At 38.7% G+C, this 22,876-nt stretch carries 27 protein-coding genes; 2 read left to right on the top strand and 25 right to left on the bottom strand.

What is annotated here, in order from left to right; translation table 11 throughout:
• Positions 1 to 108: 108 nt before the first annotated feature.
• The 11 genes from atpE to JFU18_RS16505 all read right to left on the bottom strand — a co-directional run bounded on the left by atpE (position 109) and on the right by JFU18_RS16505 (position 7,075).
• Positions 109 to 327, bottom strand: coding sequence for a F0F1 ATP synthase subunit C (gene atpE / locus JFU18_RS16555; protein ID WP_000052064.1), 219 nt, complete (start codon positions 325 to 327; stop codon positions 109 to 111).
• A gap of 56 nt (positions 328 to 383) precedes the next feature.
• On the bottom strand, positions 384 to 1,103 hold the full coding sequence (gene atpB / locus JFU18_RS16550) for a F0F1 ATP synthase subunit A (protein ID WP_000399874.1): 720 nt from the start codon (positions 1,101 to 1,103) through the stop codon (positions 384 to 386).
• A gap of 7 nt (positions 1,104 to 1,110) precedes the next feature.
• Positions 1,111 to 1,503: an ATP synthase subunit I gene (locus JFU18_RS16545; protein ID WP_002016288.1), complete on the bottom strand. Its 393-nt coding sequence runs from the start codon at positions 1,501 to 1,503 to the stop codon at positions 1,111 to 1,113.
• A complete protein-coding gene (locus tag JFU18_RS16540) occupies positions 1,503 to 1,727 on the bottom strand; it encodes an AtpZ/AtpI family protein (RefSeq protein ID WP_002089742.1) in 225 nt (74 codons plus the stop codon). The genes JFU18_RS16545 and JFU18_RS16540 overlap by 1 nt, the downstream gene beginning before the upstream one ends.
• A gap of 26 nt (positions 1,728 to 1,753) precedes the next feature.
• Positions 1,754 to 1,867, bottom strand: coding sequence for a DUF4024 domain-containing protein (locus tag JFU18_RS16535; RefSeq protein ID WP_000232963.1), 114 nt, complete (start codon positions 1,865 to 1,867; stop codon positions 1,754 to 1,756).
• Between the two features lie 380 nt (positions 1,868 to 2,247).
• Positions 2,248 to 2,877 carry a uracil phosphoribosyltransferase gene (gene upp, locus JFU18_RS16530; RefSeq protein ID WP_000517533.1) on the bottom strand — a complete coding sequence of 210 codons (630 nt, stop codon included), beginning with the start codon at positions 2,875 to 2,877 and terminating at the stop codon, positions 2,248 to 2,250.
• 272 nt (positions 2,878 to 3,149) lie between these two features.
• The gene (glyA, locus tag JFU18_RS16525; RefSeq protein ID WP_002143868.1) at positions 3,150 to 4,391 is read right to left on the bottom strand and encodes a serine hydroxymethyltransferase; all 1,242 of its coding nucleotides are present in this window, start codon (positions 4,389 to 4,391) and stop codon (positions 3,150 to 3,152) included.
• A 253-nt stretch (positions 4,392 to 4,644) separates the two neighbouring features.
• Positions 4,645 to 5,217 (bottom strand): TIGR01440 family protein, encoded by a 573-nt coding sequence (locus JFU18_RS16520; RefSeq protein ID WP_002130064.1) that lies wholly within the window; start codon positions 5,215 to 5,217, stop codon positions 4,645 to 4,647.
• A 66-nt stretch (positions 5,218 to 5,283) separates the two neighbouring features.
• Positions 5,284 to 5,727, bottom strand: coding sequence for a ribose 5-phosphate isomerase B (rpiB, locus tag JFU18_RS16515; RefSeq protein ID WP_000869917.1), 444 nt, complete (start codon positions 5,725 to 5,727; stop codon positions 5,284 to 5,286).
• Between the two features lie 96 nt (positions 5,728 to 5,823).
• Positions 5,824 to 6,264 (bottom strand): low molecular weight protein arginine phosphatase, encoded by a 441-nt coding sequence (locus JFU18_RS16510; protein ID WP_002130066.1) that lies wholly within the window; start codon positions 6,262 to 6,264, stop codon positions 5,824 to 5,826.
• 313 nt (positions 6,265 to 6,577) lie between these two features.
• On the bottom strand, positions 6,578 to 7,075 hold the full coding sequence (locus tag JFU18_RS16505; protein ID WP_002016294.1) for a PTS sugar transporter subunit IIA: 498 nt from the start codon (positions 7,073 to 7,075) through the stop codon (positions 6,578 to 6,580).
• A 386-nt stretch (positions 7,076 to 7,461) separates the two neighbouring features.
• Here JFU18_RS16505 and JFU18_RS16500 point away from each other — a divergent pair, with 386 nt between their 5' ends.
• Entirely contained in the window at positions 7,462 to 7,848 is a 387-nt protein-coding gene (locus JFU18_RS16500) for a DoxX family protein (protein WP_002068579.1), read from the top strand.
• A 166-nt stretch (positions 7,849 to 8,014) separates the two neighbouring features.
• Positions 8,015 to 8,626, top strand: coding sequence for a flavin reductase family protein (locus JFU18_RS16495; protein ID WP_201032173.1), 612 nt, complete (start codon positions 8,015 to 8,017; stop codon positions 8,624 to 8,626).
• A 179-nt stretch (positions 8,627 to 8,805) separates the two neighbouring features.
• On the opposite strand, the gene JFU18_RS16490 is transcribed toward JFU18_RS16495, so the two are convergent.
• From JFU18_RS16490 to spo0F, 14 genes are all read right to left on the bottom strand, one after another.
• Positions 8,806 to 9,084 carry a DUF3935 domain-containing protein gene (locus JFU18_RS16490; RefSeq protein ID WP_002034899.1) on the bottom strand — a complete coding sequence of 93 codons (279 nt, stop codon included), beginning with the start codon at positions 9,082 to 9,084 and terminating at the stop codon, positions 8,806 to 8,808.
• 232 nt (positions 9,085 to 9,316) lie between these two features.
• A complete protein-coding gene (locus tag JFU18_RS16485) occupies positions 9,317 to 9,865 on the bottom strand; it encodes a manganese efflux pump MntP (RefSeq protein WP_002016298.1) in 549 nt (182 codons plus the stop codon).
• Between the two features lie 77 nt (positions 9,866 to 9,942).
• Positions 9,943 to 10,983, bottom strand: coding sequence for an L-threonylcarbamoyladenylate synthase (locus JFU18_RS16480; RefSeq protein WP_002016299.1), 1,041 nt, complete (start codon positions 10,981 to 10,983; stop codon positions 9,943 to 9,945).
• A 108-nt stretch (positions 10,984 to 11,091) separates the two neighbouring features.
• On the bottom strand, positions 11,092 to 11,550 hold the full coding sequence (locus tag JFU18_RS16475; protein ID WP_002016300.1) for a GNAT family N-acetyltransferase: 459 nt from the start codon (positions 11,548 to 11,550) through the stop codon (positions 11,092 to 11,094).
• A 49-nt stretch (positions 11,551 to 11,599) separates the two neighbouring features.
• Positions 11,600 to 12,460: a stage II sporulation protein R gene (spoIIR, locus tag JFU18_RS16470; RefSeq protein WP_085312859.1), complete on the bottom strand. Its 861-nt coding sequence runs from the start codon at positions 12,458 to 12,460 to the stop codon at positions 11,600 to 11,602.
• A 331-nt stretch (positions 12,461 to 12,791) separates the two neighbouring features.
• Entirely contained in the window at positions 12,792 to 13,643 is an 852-nt protein-coding gene (prmC, locus tag JFU18_RS16465; RefSeq protein WP_201032176.1) for a peptide chain release factor N(5)-glutamine methyltransferase, read from the bottom strand.
• On the bottom strand, positions 13,643 to 14,710 hold the full coding sequence (prfA, locus tag JFU18_RS16460; protein ID WP_002139009.1) for a peptide chain release factor 1: 1,068 nt from the start codon (positions 14,708 to 14,710) through the stop codon (positions 13,643 to 13,645). Before prfA ends, prmC begins: the two co-directional genes overlap by 1 nt.
• Before the next feature lie 476 nt (positions 14,711 to 15,186).
• Positions 15,187 to 15,771 (bottom strand): thymidine kinase, encoded by a 585-nt coding sequence (locus JFU18_RS16455; RefSeq protein WP_000281086.1) that lies wholly within the window; start codon positions 15,769 to 15,771, stop codon positions 15,187 to 15,189.
• A gap of 110 nt (positions 15,772 to 15,881) precedes the next feature.
• Positions 15,882 to 16,127 (bottom strand): type B 50S ribosomal protein L31, encoded by a 246-nt coding sequence (locus JFU18_RS16450; protein ID WP_000643447.1) that lies wholly within the window; start codon positions 16,125 to 16,127, stop codon positions 15,882 to 15,884.
• Positions 16,128 to 16,696: 569 nt separating this feature from the next.
• A complete protein-coding gene (gene rho / locus JFU18_RS16445; RefSeq protein ID WP_002016308.1) occupies positions 16,697 to 17,968 on the bottom strand; it encodes a transcription termination factor Rho in 1,272 nt (423 codons plus the stop codon).
• Positions 17,969 to 18,472: 504 nt separating this feature from the next.
• On the bottom strand, positions 18,473 to 19,438 hold the full coding sequence (glpX, locus tag JFU18_RS16440) for a class II fructose-bisphosphatase (protein WP_002016310.1): 966 nt from the start codon (positions 19,436 to 19,438) through the stop codon (positions 18,473 to 18,475).
• A 183-nt stretch (positions 19,439 to 19,621) separates the two neighbouring features.
• Complete coding sequence (murA, locus tag JFU18_RS16435) at positions 19,622 to 20,911, bottom strand: UDP-N-acetylglucosamine 1-carboxyvinyltransferase (protein WP_002034893.1); 1,290 nt, start codon at positions 20,909 to 20,911, stop codon at positions 19,622 to 19,624.
• A gap of 347 nt (positions 20,912 to 21,258) precedes the next feature.
• Positions 21,259 to 22,116: a class II fructose-bisphosphate aldolase gene (locus tag JFU18_RS16430; protein ID WP_002016312.1), complete on the bottom strand. Its 858-nt coding sequence runs from the start codon at positions 22,114 to 22,116 to the stop codon at positions 21,259 to 21,261.
• A gap of 211 nt (positions 22,117 to 22,327) precedes the next feature.
• On the bottom strand, positions 22,328 to 22,696 hold the full coding sequence (gene spo0F, locus JFU18_RS16425) for a sporulation initiation phosphotransferase Spo0F (protein ID WP_000398592.1): 369 nt from the start codon (positions 22,694 to 22,696) through the stop codon (positions 22,328 to 22,330).
• Positions 22,697 to 22,876 lie beyond the last annotated feature (180 nt).

The raw sequence follows: 22,876 nt of genomic DNA, 5'->3' as shown, positions 1-22,876 counted from the left end.
TATCTAAATTGATCATATGAAAAAAAAAGACATACGTTTCGTTCATAAAGCAATGGCGAAGAAAGTTCGGAAAAACACTCTTCGCCATCTATGTAAGGGGAGTCTCCCTTATTTGTTCATTACGATGAAAGCAATAACTACACCGATAATTGGAAGTGCCTCAACTAATGCAACCCCGATGAACATAATTGTTTGAAGTGCGCCTTTTAATTCTGGTTGACGAGCAACACCTTCGATTGTACGTGATACGATAAGACCGTTACCAATACCTGCACCTAATGCTGATAAACCAATTGCAATTGCAGCTGCGATTACACCTAAACTCATTTAATTTGTCCTCCTTTGTATTATAAAAAAATAAATTTTTTCTTACTTAAATTATATTAATGGTCATGGCTTACTTTATGAGCCATATAAACCATCGTTAACATTACGAAAATAAATGACTGGATTGAACCAACGAATACGCTGAATCCCATCCATGCTAACATCGGTACAAGTGCACCTAATGCTCCTAAGAATGATGCCCCGCCTAACTTAGCAAGTAATCCTAATAAGATTTCACCTGCGTAAATGTTACCAAATAAACGAAGACCTAACGTTAATGTGTTAGCAAACTCCTCAATAACCTTTAATGGGAATAAGAATTTCATAGGTTGGAAATAACCTTTAACATATTCTTTCGTACCCTTCATCTTAATTCCATAATAATGGGTGAGGGTAACTACCATCACGGCTAATGTTAATGCAACTGCTGGATCAGACGTTGGTGATCTCCACCATGCAATATGTTCGCCAGCCTCAACTGTTGAATACATGAATGGTAAACCAAGGAAGTTCGATACGATGATAAACATGATAAGCGTAACGCCAAGCGTTAAGAAACGTCCACCTGTTTTCCAATCCATCGTACTATTGATAATCCCTTTCACGAAGTCAAACACCCATTCCATGAAATTTTGCATCCCGGTTGGGCGAAGCGCTAAGCTGCGAGTTCCGATAACAGCGATTAAGAAAACAATAACTGCTGCTACAGTAACCATCATAACTGATGACAAATCGAACGTTAAACCTAGAAATTCAACTAATTTACCGTGTTCCACTAGTAATTCACCTCTCTTCCCTGCTCGTATACTCTAAATAAAGAAAATCTATGATCATGACAAGGTATCCTGTCAGCAATCCTACACCTAAGCCCCACATCGCAATTAACTCTTGATATTTGGCTGCAAATAAAATTAATAACCCAATCGTGGCGAATCTAGAATATGTACTTACCGCTGTCGCCTTAAACTTCACGTTTTCTCCATTTGTTACGCGATCTAATAGCTTGTCTGTTCTACGTGCAATGATGCGCAAACTAAGAAAACTGAAAATCGTTCCGATAATCAGCCCAAGAAATACATCCTTGTAAGAGGTAATTCCCCATCCTAGCACTAGAAGCGCAAGCAAGTAGTACATATATTTCTTTTGTCGTTGGACAAGTCCATGTACGTCTATCATCATTGCTCTCCCGAATAGTAATGTTGAATGAGTCGAATCATTGCGTATACCCCTGTTCCTAACCCGAGTAATAACCCTATAATAAGAAACAACGGAAACGTTCCAACCTTATTATCAATCCATTGCCCACCAAAGATTCCGATAAGAATAGAACCAACTAACTGAGCAAGTATTCCTGACATTAAAGCATACGCTTTTATATGGCTGCGATCGTTTTTTTGCAAGGATTCATCCCTCCAATATGTAACCCTCATTCACGATGTGTTAATAATAACTCATTTTTCTGCATAAATTCTATACAAAATAAAAAGTTTACATTTTCGTCACGGAATAGATGCATTTTTGTCACTGAAAGCCCTACCATCTATCCCCGTTGTTAGCATACAATAGGGTATTAACAGTGTCAACGAGAAATCGTAAAAAATCAAAAAATTTGAGTATTAGGCATTTCCTCCCAAAAATGAAAACGTTCCCCTTCTAAATACTGGTTAGAGATATGCAATTTCTAACAGTTTTCTCTTTATAATAGAAGAAAATGTTCACAAGTTTGTCACTATTATATTTTTAAGATATAGCGCTTTCCTTCTATAATATAGTGTCCCCGAGACGTAAGACTTCTATATTATATGTGATGTGTATATAACTTATGTTGTATATACCCTGTATATTTATCTCCCCCTCCCCCGTGCGCTGAGGGCGAAAAAAAAAAAAAACGAGCGGGGAATCCCCCTCTCGTCTGTTGTCTTACTTCGTTCCGAATAAACGGTCACCAGCATCACCAAGACCTGGAACTACATAACCATGGTCATTTAACTTCTCATCTAATGCCGCTACATAAATATCAACATCAGGATGCTCTTCCTGCACTACTTTTACTCCTTCTGGAGCAGCTACGATACACATTAATTTAATTTGCTTTGCACCGCGCTTTTTCAGAGAATTAATTGCTTCAGCTGCAGAACCACCTGTTGCTAGCATCGGATCTAGTACGATAAAGTCACGCTCTTCTACATCCGTTGGAAGTTTCACATAGTATTCTACCGGTTGCAATGTTTTAGGGTCACGGTATAAACCAACGTGTCCTACTTTTGCTGCTGGAATTAATTTCAGAATTCCATCAACCATTCCTAAACCTGCACGTAAAATCGGAATTAAACCAAGTTTTTTACCAGCGATCACTTTTGTTGTCGCTTTGCTTACAGGCGTTTCAATTTCAATGTCTTCAAGTGGAAGGTCACGAGTAATCTCGAAAGCCATTAAGCTTGCTACTTCGTCCACTAATTCACGAAAATCTTTCGTACCTGTATTCTTATCGCGAATATATGTAATCTTATGTTGAATTAACGGGTGATCAAATACATACAGTTTTCCCATGTGAATCTCTCCTTTAGATGATATTCATGCGTTTACACGCTTCTTTACACTATTTACGATTGTAAAGAAAACGCTACTAATATTCAAGGGCAAATTTGGCAAAATCATGATTTTGCGATGAATCTATCTAGTATCTTTACCAATTATGGGAGCTGTATCCTTCATTATATCGCCAAAATTTATTCATCATTTGTATACATACTTTAAAAATAATATATGTCCACAAAAAAGACTGCCAAAACAATTACGTTTCAGCAGTCTTTTTCAATCTATTATAGATCTGTATACATTGAGAATTTGCTCGTTAACGCTTCTACACGCTTACTTGCTTCTTCTAATGCAACTTCATTCTCATGATTTTTTAATGTATAAGCAATAAGTGCCGCAATTTCATCCATTTCTTCTAAACCGAAACCACGAGATGTTACAGCTGCTGTACCGATACGTACGCCGCTTGTTACAAATGGGCTTGCTGTTTCAAATGGAATTGTATTTTTGTTCACTGTAATACCAACTTCATCTAATACGTGCTCTGCTACTTTACCTGTAATTTCTAAGTTACGAACATCAATTAAGATTAAATGATTGTCTGTTCCACCAGAAACAAGTGTAAGTCCTTCCTTTTGAAGGCCTTCAGCTAAGCGGTTCGCATTATTAATGATATGTTGTGCATATGTTTTAAACTCATCTTGTAGTGTCTCACCAAATGCAACAGCTTTTGCAGCAATTACGTGCATAAGTGGGCCACCTTGAATACCAGGGAAGATTGATTTATCAATTTGTTTTGCAAATTGCTCTTCACATAAAATCATACCACCACGTGGACCACGTAATGTTTTATGTGTTGTCGTTGTAACGAAATGTGCATGTGGTACTGGGTTTGGATGTAAACCAGCAGCTACTAAACCAGCGATATGTGCCATATCAACCATAAAGTATGCACCCACTTCATCTGCAATCTCACGGAATCGTTTGAAATCGATAACACGAGGATATGCACTTGCACCTGCAACGATTAATTTTGGTTTATGTTCTTTCGCTTTTGCTAATACATCATCGTAATTAATACGGTGAGATTCAGCATCCACGCCATATTCTACGAAATTATATTGTACTCCACTGAAGTTAACAGGGCTTCCGTGTGTTAAGTGACCACCATGAGATAAATTCATACCAAGTACTGTATCGCCTTGCTCTAAAATCGTAAAGTATACTGCCATGTTCGCTTGTGCACCAGAATGTGGTTGAACATTTACATGCTCTGCGCCAAAAATTTCTTTCGCGCGATCACGTGCGATATCTTCTACTACGTCTACGTGTTCACAACCACCATAGTAACGTTTTCCAGGATATCCTTCAGCATACTTATTCGTTAGAACAGAACCTTGCGCCTCCATTACCGCTTCACTTACGAAGTTTTCCGAAGCAATTAGCTCGATCTTTGAACGCTGTCTTCCTAGTTCTGCCTCAATTGCAGCAAATACCTTTTCATCTTGACGTTTTAAATGATTCACCAAAATCCCCCTTTTCTGAACGAATTACATCAATTCCCAATAGTTTTTTCTCATTTATTCAGAAAAAACGAAAATTCAGGTTGTAATTCTTTCGAACCTTCATGTTTTCAACTACATTCTAACATGACTTTCTATATCATAAAAGAAAAAAAAAGACCAAAATTGGTCTTTTCTTTCTTCTATTATAAAGTCAGACTACATACCTTTTACCTTTCGATATACAGCTGTTATAAGACTTTATAATTTTTCATGTTTAACGGCAAGGAATAGCTTCTTCATTTGCCGCATAAACGGCACGTGCTCCACCTATTAGTTTCCCACGTGTTTTCGCCATCGTTACATGCGCACTTCCTATTTCCTTCACACTTGTACGAACCGGTACAGCTACATGCTTTAAATGCATACCGATAAATGTATCGCCGATATCCATTCCTGCATCTGCTTTAATAAACTCAATTACTACCGGATCTTTAAAATTGTGATACGCATACGTCGCTAATGCACCACCTGCTGATCTAACAGGCGTAACTGTTACAATTTCAAATTGATATTTCATCGCTACATCTCTCTCAACTACTAAAGCACGATTTAAATGCTCACAACATTGAAACGCCAATTCAATACCTGTTCTCTCTTGAAATTGTTTTAATTCAGAAAAAATCGCCTCTGCCACTTCCATCGTTCCTGATGTTCCAATTCTTTCACCTAGCACTTCGCTCGTGCTACACCCCACTACAAAAATTTGACCACTTTGCAGCGTGGCTTGTTCTTGGAAATCAGAAAGCGACATTTGTAGCTGTTCTCTTACCTTTACGATTTCTGTCATTACGCCTCTTCCTTTCACAGGTTGGTTCACCAAATTATATTTCATACTACTTATAGTTAGAATCTATTACTTTGTTTCGTACGTTTTAATTTTTCCTACGCGGTTTTCATGACGGCCACCTTCATAGTCAGTTGTTAGCCAAATTTTCGCGATATCACGCGCTAGACCAGCTCCAATTACACGCTCGCCCATCGCTAACATGTTAGTGTCATTATGCTCTCTCGTCGCTTTCGCACTGAAAGTATCATGAACTAATGCACAACGAATACCATTTACTTTGTTTGCTGCGATTGACATACCAATACCTGTCCCGCAAACTAAAATACCACGATCCACTTCACCATTCGCGACCATTTCTGCTGCTGGAAACGCAAAATCAGGGTAATCAACAGAACCAGCTTCACATTCACAACCTAAATCAATATATTCAATATTTAACTCTTCTAATAAACTTACAAGTTCTTTACGGATATTCATACCGCCGTGATCAGATGCTACTACTACTTTCATTTTTACCCCTCCGAAGTTTCAATCAATTATCTTCATTTCACACTCGCTACCTTAATGGAACAAAGTGATCTCCAATATCGTATTATACACGAAACATCAACCTTCTGAATGTTTTTTCAGTAAAGTTTGTACAAGTTTTTCCATCTCTTCTAACGTTTCTTTATAAATAGAAAGCGATCCGCCAAATGGATCTGAAATATCCTTACTTACACCCTCAGTTAATCCATATAATGTATCCAATTTCTTTTCCACGCTCGGATAATACCCAAGTACAATTTGCTTATGGTTTTCCGTCATTGTTACTACAATATCCGCCCAATCAACCAAAGTATCGTTTACCTGCTGCGCAGCATGATCGATTACAATTCCTTTTTCAGCTAAAGCTTCCTTTGCATGTATCGACACATCGCTTCCAGGATAGGCGAAGACACCAGCAGATTGCACTTCAAATTTACCTTCTCCATAATGACGAAGCAAAGCCTCAGCCATCGGACTACGGCATGTATTTCCAGTGCAAACAAATAACACCCGTTTCATCTAAACCCACCCCTTTTTTTCTGTTTCCTACATTTATCCCGATTGGTGAAGGCTAATAATCAGCGGGGGATGAACACCCTCCGCTGATTATTAGCCTTCACTTTATCATAGCGTACATTAGAATAGAACAAAAGAAATGTGAATATAAGAAAGGCGCATTTCTCTTATATTTTTTCTAAGAAAAATGCGCCTTATCCACATATATGAAACCCTATTTCCAAGTGCCCAAAGTATTTTACCATACATAATGAACACACTACGAAACAAAATAAGGAATCCATTTCATATGAAACGGATTCCTTCTATCAAATAATTATTTCATTGTAACTTTCATTACTTCTGTTGAACCTTTTGTAGCTGTTACACCTACAGTTGTCTTAATAGACTCAGCTGCATCTGTGTTTGTAATAACGATTGGAGTAATTGTGCTTTTCGCTTTTTCACGAATTAATTCTAAGTCAAATGAGATTAATTTATCTCCAGCTTTTACAGCTTGTCCTTCAGAAACGTGAGCTTCGAAACCTTCACCTTCCATTTTTACAGTTTCTAATCCAACGTGGATTAAAATTTCTGTACCGTTTTTCGCTTTAATTCCAATAGCATGTTTCGTGTGGAATAATTGTACGATTTCACCATCAACTGGAGATACAACTACACCTTCAGTAGGATCGATCGCAACACCGTCACCCATCATACGACCAGCGAATACTGGATCTGGTACTTCTTCAATATTTTTCACTGCTCCAGTTAATGGAGCTACGATTGTTTCTTCATTTGTTTTTGAACCAAAACCGAATAATTTTTTAAACATAGGATAGTCCTCCTTATAATTTACCTAAAAGTTTATAGGGCAATCTCTATTCAAGATCGAAATACACGTAAGACTTCATACTTCGAATGTTATACTGTAAAAACTCTTTCGAAATAAATCATGTCATTACTACTAGACTCTTATTGTAGCGCTTCACAAAATTCCAGTCAATTCTGATTGTCTGAATAACAATGAGAAGTTAACTTCTACTTATATTTTCTCTTTTTTTCACTTACTTGTCTAGAGGTCTTTACTACATTTTATTTTTTGTTGTTAATTTGTAAAATTCCTTTCAAATTTTTGTTGAAATCTACTTGACTAAAGTAAGTAACTATTTTATTATTACTTACATAAGATAAGTTAATAACTTTTAGGAGGTTTTTAAAATGATGGATATCGGTCTTCTTATTATTCGTCTTATTATAGGAATTACATTCATGGGTCATGGTGCTCAAAAATTATTTGGTTGGTTCGGCGGTTACGGCTTAAAGGGAACTGGCGGCTGGATGGAGTCAATCGGCTTACGTCCTGGTGTGTTTATGGCATTTATGGCTGGCGCAACTGAACTATTAGGTGGTTTCTTATTCGCAGCAGGTATTTTCACTGTAGTTGGTTCTTTATTCATCGTAGGAACAATGTTAGTAGCAATTTTCACAGTTCACGGAAAAAATGGTTACTGGGTAACACAAAACGGATTCGAATATAATTTAATGTTAATCGCTGTCGCTATCGGTGTAGCTTTAATTGGACCTGGCGCTTACGTTTTACTTTAATATTTATCTCTATTTCAAGATATTTACCAAAAAAGAGATTACTTCAGTACAATCGAGGTAATCTCTTTTTTTACATCATCAAAAAAATATTATTTTCAGCAGGAGATTCCCATTGATATCTTGTAAAGGAACAATAAGTATTCATATTTAGAAAGGGGATTACAACATGTTATCCATTAATCCAAACGAACAAACCGAAAAAGATAATTACAAATTACTAACAGGAAGTATCATTCCACGTCCTGTTGCATTCGTTACTTCTGTAACTAAAGATGGCGTATTGAACGGTGCGCCATATAGTTATTTCAATATCGTCGCTGCCAATCCACCACTTATCTCAGTTTCAGTACAACGCAAAGAAGGAAAACCGAAAGACACTTCCAGAAACGCAATAGAAAAAGGAGAATTTGTCGTACATATTTCTGATGAATCTTACGTAGAAGCGATCAACGAAACAGCAGCGAACCTACCTCCTAATGAAAGTGAAATCGAATTAGCAAAACTAACACCGATTGACAGTGATATCATTTCAGTACCAGGGGTTAAAGAAGCAAACATTCGAATGGAGTGCATATTAGAACGCGCCATCCCACTCGGCGGAACCGAAGACTCGCCAGCTTGTGACCTACTAATCGGCCGCGTCGTCCGCTTTCACGTCGCTGAACACTTATACGAAAACGGCCGAATTCACGCCGAAGAACTAAAACCAATAAGCCGCCTAGCAGGACACAACTACGCAAAACTAGGAGAACAATTTGAATTAGTGAGGCCCATTTAAAGGCGGAAGCGGCTCGCTCAGAATGAGAGGAGGATGGAGCTCCTGACGTAGAGGAAGACGCGAAGCCACCGACCATTCTAACCGCTGGCCACTGGAACTGGATATATCCCCTAAAAGCGCAAGGGGCCCGTTCACTTCCATCACCTAAACATAACCCCCCGCTGAAAGCGGGGGATTTTTTATCGTAATTCTTCGTTCTTCTCCTCTAATGCCGGGAATTTCTCTTTTTTAGATCTACCAAGCTTTATTACAAAGAAATATAAGGAAAGTAACGTAATAAGGAAAACAATTAAAAAAGGGTACGGAGAATAAAAAGTACGCGCCGCCTCCGATTTTCCTGCAACAAACTTCAATGACTCAATATCTAAAAACTCAGCAAACATTTGTACACCGAGCATACTGAACCAAAAAACAAAAAAACTAATAATAATACCAAAAACTTGCTTCAATCTCGTCATTCATCTCATCCTTTCTATATTTGTAATTTTTTAGTGTGATCAATATAGTACAAACGAAACTATGCACAGAAAGGAACTATCTCACCATTCACGGATTAACTTAATCCAACCTAACATCGAAATTTGCAAAATAACACCCAATATTATAAGTCTTCTTAGCCATCGAGGAAAGGAGGTTAAAAGCTTAACATACCATTCCAATAGCTTGTTCATAATTCCCTCCTACATAAAATTATATAGGAAAAAGGAGATACAATCCAAACCCAACAAGAATAATACCACCTACTATTTCACCGTATGTGCCAAGTATATTTTTGGCATGGCTACCAAGCAATAAACCCATCCAAGCCAGTAACATACTTATTAGTCCGAACAATAATATCGTAATAATTGTCTCTGCTCCGTAAATTCCAAGACTAAGACCTACTGAAAAACTATCTATACTGACACCAAATGCAAATACAAATAAACTAATTCCAATTGGAGCAGTTCTAGTCTCTTCCCCTTCTAAAATAGACGAATATACGATATAGAACCCTAGCCCAATTAATAAAATGGCTCCTGCAAAATTTGCGACATCCCCATACCTCTCTGATAGAAAACGTCCTAGTACCATTCCGATAAATGGCATAATAATATGAAATATCCCAATCGTCATACCTATATAAAGGATTTGTCTTAACTTTAATGTTACCATCCCCATACCGAGGCTCACTGAAAATGCATCCATCCCCAGGGCAAATGCCATAATTATTAAAGGTATTAATTGTTCAAGTGTCATTCATATCCCCCCTCGGACGTGCTACTTCACAATATGCTTATCCGAAGAGAAATATTCTGTTTGCTAAAGGTACATTATCATTCAATAATAATCTGATGTCCCGCAGCTTTTGTTAAACGATTCATAATTGCATTTCCTATGCCTTCATTCGGGAATGATTCACTAAAAATAACATCTACTTCACTTGCATCAAACGTTCTAAGCACATCATATAACTTAGTCGCAACGCTGGCTAAATCGCTTCGCACACCACAAGACAATACAACATCTGCACTATACACATGCTGATACTCTTCTGTCGTTAATACACCTACTTTAAATCCTTCTTTCTTTTTCTCATCCACAATACGTTGAATAAACTCACGGGACCCTTCAACAATACTAAGTGGCGCTTTCGGTGCATAATGTGTATATTTCATTCCAGGTGATTTCGGTTTTTCTTTCTCATCCTTTAAAGCTGGATCTAAAGAAACATTTCCTATCACGGCCTCTAATTGCTCCTTCGTAATCCCACCTGGACGTAAAATCGTCGGAACCTCGCTCGTACAATCAATTACAGTTGATTCAACGCCTACTCCTGTTGCCCCGCCATCAACAATACCAGCAATTTTCCCATTTAAATCTTCATACACATGAGAAGCTAACGTTGGACTTGGGCGTCCTGAACGATTCGCACTCGGTGCCGCAACAGGCACGTTTGCCTCTTCAATAAGGGCGAGCGCTACTGGATGATCGGGCATCCTCACTCCGACTGTATTAAGTCCTGCTGTAACCCTCTCTGAAATCCCTTTTTTTCTCGGTAAAATGATTGTTAATGGTCCTGGCCAAAAATGCTCCATTAACTTTTCTGCAACCGGCGGAATTTCTCTTACGATACCATCTAACTGAGATTTTGTTCCTATGTGGACAATCAGTGGATTATCGCTCGGCCTCCCTTTCGCTTCAAAAATTTTCGCTATCGCTTCATCATCCATTGCGTTTGCTCCTAACCCATATACCGTTTCCGTTGGGAAGGCCACCGCTTCATTTTCTCTTAATAATCTCGCTGCTTCTTTTAATTGTGGATAATATTTTTTTCTTTCCACAACATTATCCACAACCCACATATTTGTATGCATTTTTTCCCACGTCCTTTTCTACCATGAAATACTTGTCTATTTTTAGTTTACTATGAGATTTATCCAAAAGACAAACAAGGTTTATCCACAAAATGTGGATAAACCTTGTTAATCCGTGGATAACTTTGTGAATAGCTGACAATTTAGTATTATTGCATTTAGCTCTTTTATATTTTTACAAAAGTGTTCTAACTGTCGAATTTCCTCTGGCACTTCCTCTTTCTCTATAATGACAAAGTTAAAAAACTGAAAGATGGTCACAGATTGTGGATGATTTGTGAGTAAGTACAATTGTCGAATATCTTTTTCTTTCATATACTGCAAAAACATCTCGAAAAAATATAAGAAAGTCTGTTTATCCACATTAGGTGTGAATAAACAAGAACGGATAAGTGCATTTTCTCCACTTTGTTCATATCCAATTACCGCTCGTATTTCTCCCGCCTCTTCCAAGATCATAAATTGTGCGTACAACTCATTTATTTTATCATCTTTTTTATTAGCTTGTCCGAAAAAAGAATGTAATCTTTCTACATCTGCTTTCGTAGCAAAATAAACGTTCTTCATAGTAAATCCCTCCTCATTGATATATATGAGGAAGGATTTATTAATAGCACTATTTAGAGAATAAAGATGTAAAAGCTTCGACGATAAATAATTTAACCTCTGGTTTCTCCTCCTCTTCTACTGTTACATATTCATTTTGCCTTTCTTGTTTTTGCTCCACAGGTTTCTCCACTTTTTCCACAGTTTTTGTTTCTACTTTTTTTACAGGCTGTTCTTCTACTTGTGTTTCGTGTTTTACTACTTTCTTTTCCTGTGCTGTTACTTTTTCAGCTTTTTCCGGCTTTACTACTTTCTTTTCTTTCACCTTATCCTCTTTCTTCTCCGGTACATCCACTACTTCCTCATCTGATTGTCTCACCTGCTCCTCTTCAGGAGATTCAGCTTTCACAACATGTTCTTCTTTCCTTACAGCTGTACCACTTGAAAAATCTAAGAAACACATCGGTGGAAATAATACACACCACCAGTTTGCACCTTCACCTTTTCCAATTGTAATAAGTACCGCTTCATATTCTCCTGCCGGATAAATAAAATTCCCATATACCTTTGTAGGAAACTTCACATTCTTACCGAATTTCACTTGAAACGCTTCTTTACTCCCCTCTCTTTTCAGCGTATTCGCCACTGTCTTTTCAATTTCAGGAATATGATTTTGAATTACTTTTCGAGCTTCTTCAAATGACGTTAAATCCGCTACCCATCCATCAATTTGCGCTTTCACTTCATCACGTACTTTACGTTTTAATGCCTGATCTTTATCGGAATCACTATTAGCTAAAATACGTAATCGAACGGCCTCTTTCGGAATAACAGTAGGCCCTTTTGCATCAGCTTTCATATATCCAAACTGCACAAGTAACTGTGCACCAATTAATAATAAAAGAAAGTAAGCAATAACTTGTTTTTTCATTTCCTCCACCGTCCCCTCTAGAAACAGTGTGGACAGACTTTCATCTTTCTAAACTATTAAATTCAAAATCTATATAAAAAACCGATAGAAAAGCATTTTTTTAATTGGCGAGAGGGACTGGCTATGTATAGGGGCGGCCAGGGCCTTTTCCTGCCACACGCAAAGTTTTAAAACAAAGACAGGCAACAAGGTGTATGTCCATTTTTATCTTTACGACAGCAATCTATAGCTTATTTTCGCTGAAATGATACCCCTTACCAAAATTCTAAATAAAATGTATGGCTGAGTAGTTACGAATTTTTCATACAAAAAATAGAGTAAGGCTTATGCCTTACTCCATCTCTGCAAATACCATGCGATCTTTTCCATTAATATCAAATACAACTTCAACTTGAGCGCGCGGGAAAGTTTGCTGTAATAATGCTTTCACATCTTCACCTTGCCCTACACCAATTTCAAACGCCACAATCGCCTTGTTCTGTAATACATTCGGCAATTCCTCCATAAAACGACGATAGAAATCTAGTCCATCTTCCCCACCAACAAGCGCACGCTTCGGCTCATGCTCCTTCACAACATTAGAAAGACCACGCCAATCTTCCTCTGGTATGTACGGAGGATTGGAAACAACAACATCTAACTTCTGACCTGTTTCATAAAACGGAGATAGTAAATCGCCGTGATAGAAAGTTACATCCGCCCCTAAAGTTTTTGCATTTTCTTTTGCAACTTCAATCGACTCCTGTGCGATATCTACTGTATACACATGAAGATTTTTATTTTCTAAAGCGAGCGTAATAGAAATCGCTCCACTACCTGTTCCAATATCCGCTATGTGAAGCTCCTCATTACCGAAATGGCGCTCAATTCTCTCTAGCACTCCAACTATAAGTTCCTCTGTTTCCGGTCTTGGTATCAATACCTCTTCATTTACAAAGAATGATCGGCCATAAAACATTTCATAACCGAGCATATATTGGATCGGAATACCTTCTACATGCTTGTGGATAAATTGTGCAAAACTTTTCTCTTGTTCCGCAGTTATTTCTTCACGCATATTCATGAGCATTCCGGTTCTGTTCGTCTTTAATACATGACAAAGGACAATTTCTCCCGCATTTTCATCTCGTCCATTTTCCTGTAAAAAAGAAGAAGCCCATTTCAGGGCTTCATAGACACGCATTACTCAGCTGCCTCCATCTTTTGCGCCTGATCTTCCATCACTAAGGCATTGATGAAATCATCTAACTTACCTTGTAGGATTTGATCTAGCTTTTGAATCGTTAAACCGATTCGATGGTCTGTAACACGGTTTTGCGGGAAGTTATACGTACGAATACGCTCTGAACGATCTCCCGTACCAACAGCTTGTTTACGGTTTTGATCATACTCAGCTTGCGCTTCTTGTCTAAATTTATCATAAACACGTGCGCGTAATACTTTCATCGCTTTTTCTTTATTCTTAATTTGTGATTTCTCATCCTGACAAGATACAACTACACCAGTCGGTAAATGCGTTAAACGTACCGCTGACATCGTTGTATTAACGCTTTGTCCACCAGGACCACTAGAAGCAAACGTATCAACACGAACATCTTTTTCATGAATATTAATTTCTACTTCTTCTGCCTCTGGTAGTACAGCTACAGTTGCTGTAGATGTATGAATACGTCCACCAGATTCCGTTTCAGGAACACGTTGCACACGGTGAGCACCATTCTCGAATTTCAGCTTCGCGAAAGCACCTTTACCATTAATCATAAAGATAATCTCTTTATATCCACCTAACTCTGTATAGCTCGCTTCGATAATTTCAGTTTTCCAACCTTGCACCTCAGCATAACGGCTATACATACGATATAAATCACCAGCAAATAAAGCTGCCTCGTCACCACCAGCAGCGCCACGAACCTCAACGATAACGTTTTTATCATCATTAGGGTCTTTTGGAACAAGTAAAATTTTCAGACGTTCTGATAATGTTTTCTCTTGTCCTTCTAATTCAGAAACCTCTTCTTTTACCATATCACGCATATCAGCGTCTAACTTATCTTCTAACATTGCTTTTGCATCTCGTAATTGCTCACGAACATCTTTATACTCACGGTACACCTCTACCGTGTCCTGAATATCAGATTGCTCTTTTGAATACTCACGAAGCTTATTTGTATCACTAATAACCTCTGGGTCACTTAACAATTCATTCAACTTCTCATAACGATTTTCTACAGCTTGCAAACGATCTAACACACCATTCACCTCTACATCCTAGTATCTAATACAAATAGTATATGGTACTTAATCAAAAAAACGCAAATTATATTTAAAAGCGTAAGCGGCTTGCTCAGAATCGCAGGACATTGGAACTCTCGACCTTGAAGCGCTTTTTGCTTCGAGCGAGAGAGTGAAATGGCCGGAGATTCTAGCCGCTGGAGCTAGATAATATTTAAAGCGCAAGCGGCTCGCTCAGAATGGGAGGAGGTTGGAGCTTCTGACAGAGAGGCGCCCTTTGCCTCGCAGGAAGAAGCGAAACCACCGACCATTCTAGCCGCTGGAGCTAGATAATATTTAAAAGCGCAAGCGGCTCGCTCAGCTCTGACTGGCTAAGGTTCTCTCGCACAAAAGGTGCTTTTCACCTTGAGTTGCGGCGGTTCTTAGACACGAAGAGCTTGCCACCAATCTTCATCTATTTTCGAAAAAAACCCGCTCTACATAGCGAGTTTCACTTATCTTTGTTTTGTAGGTACTGCATGACAATGACGACAACGTGGTTCATACGATTCTGAAGCCCCAACTAAAATAATTGGATCATCAAATGCCGCTGGTTCTCCATCGATTAAACGTTGCGTACGACTTGCAGGAGATCCACATGCAGAACAAACTGCCTGCAATTTAGTTACATGTTCAGCAATCGCCATCAGCTGAGGAACTTGTCCAAATGGTAGACCACGGAAATCTTGGTCTAATCCAGCTACAATGACACGATAGCCACGATTTGCCAATACTTGCACCACTTCCACAATGTCCCCATCAAAAAATTGTACCTCATCGATTGCAATAACATCCATTTCTTCTGTTACATGGTTAAATATATCTTTTGAAGCTGAAACAGGAACTGCTTTAACCTTTAATCCATTATGTGATACAACATCTTCTTCACTATAACGATTATCAATACATGGTTTAAATACAATCGCATGTTGTTTCGCAAATTGTGTACGGCGTATACGGCGGATGAGCTCTTCTGATTTCCCAGAAAACATACTCCCGCAAATCACTTCAATCCAACCATTTTGATTCATTAAGTACATTGAGCTCTCCTTTCATCTACTTTCCTAATCCAAAGTAGGGTAAAGGTTTAATATTTTCGCAAAAAAAACAGACAAGCGAATACATACACTTGCCTGTTTTATGTTCTTTATTACTTGATGCCGTATTTCTTATTGAAGCGGTCAACACGTCCGTCTGCAGTAGCAAACTTCTGACGTCCAGTGTAGAATGGGTGAGAATCAGAACTGATCTCAATTTTTAGTAATGGATAAGTGTTACCATCTTCCCACTCAACAGTTTCGCTAGAGCCTTTTGTAGACCCGCTTAAGAATTTGAAGCCAGTGTTCGTGTCCATAAATACAACTTTATTGTAATTTGGATGGATTCCTGCTTTCATTCTTTTCATCTCCTTCCGCCCTGAATCATTTTCGAAACAGAGTTTTTCATCTTCAGCTGCTTACACAACTATATTGATGAAACACATATGATGAAATTATAACAAGGCTAACTCCATTTTGCAACTACCTGTTTTTGTCTTTTTAAAAATTAAAAGCACAAGCGGCTCGTTCAGAATCCAGGTCACTTCAAGCTCTCGACCAAGAAGCGCTTTTTGCTTCGACCGAGAGAGCGAAATGGCCGGAGATTCTAGCCGTTGGAGCTGGATATACCTAAAAGCACAAGCGGCTTGTTCAGAATGAGAGGTGGATGGAGCTTCTGACGTAGAGGCGCTTTTTGCCTCGTAGGAAGAAGCGAAGCCACCGACCATTCTAGCCGCTGGAGATGGAACTAGATACACCTTAAAGCGCAAGCGGCTCGCCCAGAATCGTAGGGCACTTCAAGCTCTCAATCCAAATATGATTTCCATCTTAAAAAACAAATTTTTTTCCATATATTACTCTCTAATATTCCCTTAAAAACATAAAAAACTCGCTTACTACGAAATAAGCGAGTCCCCATCTTTTCCCTTTACTTAGTGGTTACATACCTTTTTGAGTCTGCAACAATGTTTTGTAAAAATTCTTCATTTGTCTTTGTTTGACGAAGTTTACGTAAGAAGCCTTCAACAAAGTCTGGTGTATCACGCATTGTTTTACGAATACCCCACAGCTTGTCTAAATGTTCTTTCGGAATTAATAGGTCTTCTTTACGCGTACCAGAGCGACGAATATCAATCGCTGGGAAGATACGGCGCTCAGCTAATGAGCGATCTAAGTGAAGTTCCATATTTCCAGTTCCTTTAAACTCCTCGTAAATTACATCATCCATACGAGACCCTGTATCAACAAGCGCTGTTGCTAAAATCGTTAGGCTACCGCCCTCTTCGATATTACGCGCAGCCCCAAAGAAACGCTTCGGTCTATGAAAAGCAGCAGGATCAATACCACCCGATAAGGTTCTACCACTTGGCGGAATAACAAGGTTGTAAGCACGCGCTAAACGGGTAATACTATCCATTAAAATGACAACGTCCCTTTTATGTTCTACAAGACGCATTGCACGCTCTAATACAAGCTCCGCTACTTTAATATGATTCTCTGGCACTTCATCAAAAGTAGAACTTACAACATCACCTTTAACAGAACGTTCAATATCTGTTACTTCCTCTGGACGCTCATCAATTAAAAGTACAATTAATTCTGCTTCCGGATGATTTGTTGTGACACTGTGTGCAATTTCTTTTAACAGACTTGTTTTACCAGCCTTTGGAGGCGCAACAATTAAACCACGTTGTCCAAATCCAACTGGTGCGATTAAATCCATGATGCGTGTCGGTAACTTTTTCGTTTCCGTCTCCAATTTCATTTGGCGATCTGGGTATAACGGTGTTAATGCAGGGAAATGTACACGCTCTTTTGCTGAGTCTGGATCATCTCCATTTACAGCTTCAACTTGTAGCAATCCAAAATAGCGCTCATTTTCTTTCGGAGGTCGTACTTTACCAGAAACCTTATCTCCATTACGTAAATCGAAACGACGAATTTGCGAAGCCGAGATATAAATATCTTCTGAGCTTGGAGAATAATTGATAGGACGTAAGAATCCAAATCCTTCTGATTGAATAATTTCTAATACGCCTTCCATGAAAAAGAAACCTTCTTTTTCTGCTCGAGCTTTTAAGATAGAGAAGATTAGCTCTTTTTTCGTTAACTTGCTGTAATACGAAATCTTAAATTCCTTCGCAAGCTCGTATAACTCTTTTAATTTCATGTTTTCTAATGCTGCAATTGACAAATTCATTCAGACACCACACTTTAACTTTATTCTCTTTTCACATGGGTAAAGGGAAAAATACGGAAGGCAAATAAATAATAATGAAAGGCAATAAGTTCAAGTAGGATAATATTCACTATTGTAACCCTTTTATCTAGTTTTAATCAATACGTTGAAACACAAATACAAGAAGCGAAGACAAGAAAATTTGTCTTCGCCTTTTCATATTTCTTTCTTTTTTCTACTCACCTGATTTTAAGGCAGAATAGATAAGGCATTTCTGCTTTTATTTAATCCAGCTTCAGCAGCTAGAATGGTCGGTGGTTTCGCTTCTTCCTGCGAGGCAAAAAGCGCCTCTTCGTCAGGAGTTTGAAGTGTCCTGCGATTCTAAACGAGCCGCTTGCACTTTTTACTTAATCCAGTTCCAGCGGCTAGAATGGTCGGTGGCTTCACTTCTTCCTGCGAGGCAAAAAGCGCCTCTTCGTCTGAAGCTCCATCCCCCTCCCCTTCTGAACGAGCCGCTTGCACTTTTTATTTAATAACCAAATTCGGTTTTTTATTTAAGCTATGGCGGCCGTCTACGAAGCGTACTGTGCCTGATTTTGCACGCATAACAAGGGATTGTGTTGTTCCGACGCTACCTTTAAATTGAACGCCTCGTAATAGTTCTCCGTCTGTTACACCTGTTGCTGCAAAGATTGCATCGTCACCTTTTACTAAGTCTTCCATACGAAGGATACGATTGATATCTTCAATACCCATTCTTTTACAACGAGCTAGTTCAGCTTCGTTTTGAGGTAAGAGCTTCCCATGAATTTCTCCACCTAAGCATTTTAATGCGACCGCAGCTAATACACCTTCAGGTGCTCCACCAGAACCGAATAGAATATCTACACCAGTACGGTCAAATGCTGTATTGATTGCTCCAGCTACATCTCCATCGTTAATTAATTTAATACGAGCACCAGCTTTACGAATTTCTTCGATAATTGCTTGATGACGTGGACGGTTTAAAACTGTCGCTACAACATCTTCGATATCTTTATTTTTCGCTTTCGCAACTGCACGTAAGTTGTCGATAATAGGTGCGTCAATATCAACTGCACCAACTGCTTCTGGACCAACCGCTATTTTATCCATGTACATGTCAGGAGCATGTAACAAATTGCCGTGATCTGCAATTGCAATAACAGCAAGCGCATTCCAGCCGCCAGCCGCTACGATATTTGTCCCTTCTAAAGGATCAACTGCAACGTCTACGCGTGGTCCATATCCTGTACCCAATTTTTCTCCGATATATAGCATTGGCGCTTCATCCATTTCACCTTCGCCAATTACAACTGTACCTTTCATCGGAATTGTATCAAATACATCACGCATAGCTGATGTTGCTGCACCATCTGCCTCATCTTTTTTTCCGCGCCCCATCCAACGCGCTGATGATAATGCTGCAGCCTCTGTTACACGTACTAACTCCATAGATAAACTTCTTTCCACGATAATCCCTCTCCTTTAAGCCTTTATATTTCTGCCGTATTTTGTGAACCTTATTTTTCTATAAAGTGTACTTCCGTTAGTAGTGATTCTTCGCTCCCCATTAACGGAAGTATCACCACCTTATCCCGATTGGTGAGGGTTAATAATCGACGTGGGATACCCCATACTGATTAAAGTTTCACTTTATGCATTCTTCATTTCTTCAATTTCTTGCTTTGTCATTTGTTCTCGCCAAATGTTTGCACCAAGCCCTTTAAGCTTGTCTACTATATTTTCGTAACCTCGATCAATATGATCAAGTCCCGTTACTTCTGTAATGCCATCTGCCATTAAACCCGCAATAACAAGGGACGCACCAGCTCGTAGGTCACTCGCTTTCACCTTCGCACCTTGCAATAAAACCGGTCCAGTCACAATTGCTGAACGGCCTTCTACTTTAATTTGCGCGTTCATACGGCGCAATTCATCAATATGCTTGAAACGTGCGCTGTAAATTGTATCAGTTACAACTCCTGTTCCATGTGCTTTTGTTAAAAGCGTTGTAAACGGCTGTTGTAAATCCGTTGGAAACCCTGGATATACAAGCGTTTTTACATCAACTACTTTTAACCTTCTATTGCCGTTCACTGTAATTTGGTCATCGTTCGTTTCAATTTGAACACCAGCTTCTCTTAGCTTCGCAGTAACGGATTCTAAATGCTGAGGAATAACATTATCAACTGTTACTTCTCCTCCTGATGCTGCTCCTAAAATCATATACGTACCAGCTTCAATACGGTCTGGAATAATAGTGTGGTGACAACCGTGCAGTGAATCCACACCATCAATTCGGATTACGTCTGTACCAGCACCTTTAATACGTGCTCCCATACTCGTTAACAATGTAGCTACATCAATAATCTCTGGTTCTTTCGCTGCATTTTCAATAACAGTTCTACCTTTCGCTCGTACAGCCGCTAGCATAATATTAATTGTAGCTCCTACACTAACAACATCTAAATAAATACGTGCCCCACGTAGTTCGTCTGCTCTTAAATAAATGGCACCTTGTTCATTTGTAACATATGCCCCTAACGCTTCAAACCCTTTAATATGCTGATCAATCGGTCGTGGCCCTAAATGACATCCACCTGGAAGCCCAATAACAGCTTTTTTAAAACGGCCAAGCATTGCACCCATTAAATAATAAGAGGCGCGCAATTTTTTCACTTTTCCATTTGGTAAAGGCATCGCAACCATGTTAGAAGGATCGACTACCATCTCTTCTTCCTGCCCATAAGTTACTTTCCCTCCAATTTCCTCTAGTAAGTCTCCTAACATTTTCACGTCCGAAATATTAGGAACACCGCCAATAGTTACTGGAGTATCTGCTAAAATTGTCGCTGGAATTAGTGCAACAGCACTGTTCTTTGCACCACTCACACGAATCGTTCCATTTAAAGCTCTTCCGCCTTCAATTAGCAACTTTTCCATATTGAGCTCCCTTCTTATGAATGTATTTATCTTCTACTTCTTTATAAGAAGTAGAAGATTCCCCCTTAAGAATCTCAATCACTCTTTCCATCCCGAAACTCAATAAGTAGAAAACCATCACCTGTAGCTCCCCTGCTGTACAAATAGATGAAGATTAACTATTCATCGAATCAAATTACTCAATTCAGATACTTACCACATTTATTAATAGGACTATGCACATTATTTTCTATATTTGCAAACCAAAAATTCACTTTATAAAATCTTTAGACTTGTTCGCGCTTTCATTATACAACGAAAGGAAACCGTCTAAAAGACTAGACGGTTTCCAAAACGGAATTTTATTCTTACGCTTTACCGTTAGAACCGAACTCACGCATTTTACCAGCAACAGTTGCTTTGATAGCGTCGCGGCCAGGTCCAATATATTTACGAGGATCGTAAACTTCTTGGTCTTTGTTTAATGCTTCACGAACAGCTTTTGTAAACTCAATTTGGTTCTCAGTGTTTACGTTAATTTTTGAAGTACCTAAAGAAATAGCTTTTACGATATCAGCAGTTGGGATACCAGTACCACCGTGTAATACTAAAGGTACGCCAGTGAAGTCGCGAACTTGTTCCATTTCAGCGAATCCTAAGTTAGGCTCACCTTTGTAAGGACCGTGTACAGAACCTAAAGCTGGAGCTAGGCAATCGATACCTGTTGCTTCAACAAGGTGCTTACACTCTGCTGGATCAGCGTAAATTACGCCTTCAGCGATGATGTCGTCTTCTTGTCCGCCAACTGTTCCAAGCTCAGCTTCAACAGATACGTTACGAGCGTGTGCGTATTCTACCACTTTTTTAGTAGTTTCAACGTTTTCATCGAATGGGTGGTGAGAAGCGTCGATCATTACAGATGTGAAACCTGCATCAATTGCTTCTTTACATTTTTCGAAGCTTGAACCATGGTCAAGGTGAATCGCTACAGGAACAGAAATGTTCATTTCTTCGATTAAAGCTTTAACCATAGCTACAACTGTTTTGAAACCAGTCATATGACGAGCTGCACCCTCAGATACACCTAAGATTACAGGAGATTTTTCTTCTTCCGCAGCAGCTAAGATAGCTTGAGTCCACTCTAAGTTGTTCATGTTGAATTGACCAACTGCGTATTTTCCTTCTAGTGCTGTGTTTAGCATTTCTTTCATAGAAACTAAAGGCATGGTGAATCCTCCTAAAAAACGTTTTTTGTATCCGATAAATTCTTATCGCTGGTAGTATGACCAGAATAAGGTAAAATATGTATATTTACATACCGGACTTCTTTCTACACTCAATAGGATAACAACTTGTACTCAAAAACTCAACTGTATTCACCTGCTCAATAGTCCATGTAAACGCTTTTTTCTATATTTTTTATAAAAAATTCATTTTTTACGCCTCTACAGCAAGCTGATCTCTCACTGCTTGACGAATCTCATCAATATCAAACGGTTTAGCAAAGTGCATTAAAGCTCCTAAATCTTTCGCTTCTTGAATCATATCCAATTCTCCATAAGCAGTCATTAAAATCACTTTAATACTCTCATCAATTTCTTTTACATGTTTTAAAATCTCTATACCATCCATACCTGGGATTTTCATATCTAACACTACTAAATCCGGATTATCTTTTTTCACGATATCTAAAGCTTGAAATCCATTCGCTGCTTGGAACGTCTGATAACCTTCTTTTTGGAACACTTCATGCAATAAAACACGAATGCCGTATTGATCATCAACGATTAAAATTTTCCCTTCCATAACTCCCAACCTTTCTGTGTAAGTACAAGATTTAAAGCTTCTTATATCTTATCGGTTTATTTTCGCTACTCTTTGCCAAATCCCTTCCTATTCTTTCTTATTTTACCGTTTCCTATTTTGTTATGCCACCCTACTATTTCCCCTTTCCAAAAAAAATAAGCTATAATGAGAACCAGCTAA

Source organism: Bacillus sp. TH22 (genome assembly GCF_016651015.1).
Lineage (GTDB): Bacteria > Bacillota > Bacilli > Bacillales > Bacillaceae_G > Bacillus_A > Bacillus_A mycoides.
The sequence above is the reverse complement of the archived record's forward strand: the minus strand, read 5'-3'. Positions and strand labels throughout refer to the sequence as shown.

What these genes read in the sequence shown, in the direction of transcription:
- JFU18_RS16450 (WP_000643447.1), bottom strand. Translation starts at nt 16,127, where the DNA reads ATGAAAGCAGGAATCCATCCAAATTACAATAAAGTTGTATTTATGGAC.
- prmC (WP_201032176.1), bottom strand. Translation starts at nt 13,643, where the DNA reads ATGCGTGTCTATGAAGCCCTGAAATGGGCTTCTTCTTTTTTACAGGAA.
- rpiB (WP_000869917.1), bottom strand. Translation starts at nt 5,727, where the DNA reads ATGAAAGTAGTAGTAGCATCTGATCACGGCGGTATGAATATCCGTAAA.
- rho (WP_002016308.1), bottom strand. Translation starts at nt 17,968, where the DNA reads ATGAATTTGTCAATTGCAGCATTAGAAAACATGAAATTAAAAGAGTTA.
- JFU18_RS16545 (WP_002016288.1), bottom strand. Translation starts at nt 1,503, where the DNA reads ATGATAGACGTACATGGACTTGTCCAACGACAAAAGAAATATATGTAC.
- JFU18_RS16500 (WP_002068579.1), top strand. Translation starts at nt 7,462, where the DNA reads ATGATGGATATCGGTCTTCTTATTATTCGTCTTATTATAGGAATTACA.
- JFU18_RS16455 (WP_000281086.1), bottom strand. Translation starts at nt 15,771, where the DNA reads ATGTACTTAATGAATCAAAATGGTTGGATTGAAGTGATTTGCGGGAGT.
- JFU18_RS16475 (WP_002016300.1), bottom strand. Translation starts at nt 11,550, where the DNA reads ATGAAGAACGTTTATTTTGCTACGAAAGCAGATGTAGAAAGATTACAT.
- JFU18_RS16495 (WP_201032173.1), top strand. Translation starts at nt 8,015, where the DNA reads ATGTTATCCATTAATCCAAACGAACAAACCGAAAAAGATAATTACAAA.
- murA (WP_002034893.1), bottom strand. Translation starts at nt 20,911, where the DNA reads ATGGAAAAGTTGCTAATTGAAGGCGGAAGAGCTTTAAATGGAACGATT.
- JFU18_RS16505 (WP_002016294.1), bottom strand. Translation starts at nt 7,075, where the DNA reads ATGTTTAAAAAATTATTCGGTTTTGGTTCAAAAACAAATGAAGAAACA.
- atpE (WP_000052064.1), bottom strand. Translation starts at nt 327, where the DNA reads ATGAGTTTAGGTGTAATCGCAGCTGCAATTGCAATTGGTTTATCAGCA.
- spoIIR (WP_085312859.1), bottom strand. Translation starts at nt 12,460, where the DNA reads ATGAAAAAACAAGTTATTGCTTACTTTCTTTTATTATTAATTGGTGCA.
- JFU18_RS16520 (WP_002130064.1), bottom strand. Translation starts at nt 5,217, where the DNA reads ATGACAGAAATCGTAAAGGTAAGAGAACAGCTACAAATGTCGCTTTCT.
- upp (WP_000517533.1), bottom strand. Translation starts at nt 2,877, where the DNA reads ATGGGAAAACTGTATGTATTTGATCACCCGTTAATTCAACATAAGATT.
- spo0F (WP_000398592.1), bottom strand. Translation starts at nt 22,696, where the DNA reads ATGGAAGGGAAAATTTTAATCGTTGATGATCAATACGGCATTCGTGTT.
- JFU18_RS16510 (WP_002130066.1), bottom strand. Translation starts at nt 6,264, where the DNA reads ATGAAACGGGTGTTATTTGTTTGCACTGGAAATACATGCCGTAGTCCG.
- JFU18_RS16480 (WP_002016299.1), bottom strand. Translation starts at nt 10,983, where the DNA reads ATGCATACAAATATGTGGGTTGTGGATAATGTTGTGGAAAGAAAAAAA.
- JFU18_RS16490 (WP_002034899.1), bottom strand. Translation starts at nt 9,084, where the DNA reads ATGACGAGATTGAAGCAAGTTTTTGGTATTATTATTAGTTTTTTTGTT.
- JFU18_RS16485 (WP_002016298.1), bottom strand. Translation starts at nt 9,865, where the DNA reads ATGACACTTGAACAATTAATACCTTTAATAATTATGGCATTTGCCCTG.
- JFU18_RS16430 (WP_002016312.1), bottom strand. Translation starts at nt 22,116, where the DNA reads ATGCCTTTAGTTTCTATGAAAGAAATGCTAAACACAGCACTAGAAGGA.
- JFU18_RS16535 (WP_000232963.1), bottom strand. Translation starts at nt 1,867, where the DNA reads ATGGTAGGGCTTTCAGTGACAAAAATGCATCTATTCCGTGACGAAAAT.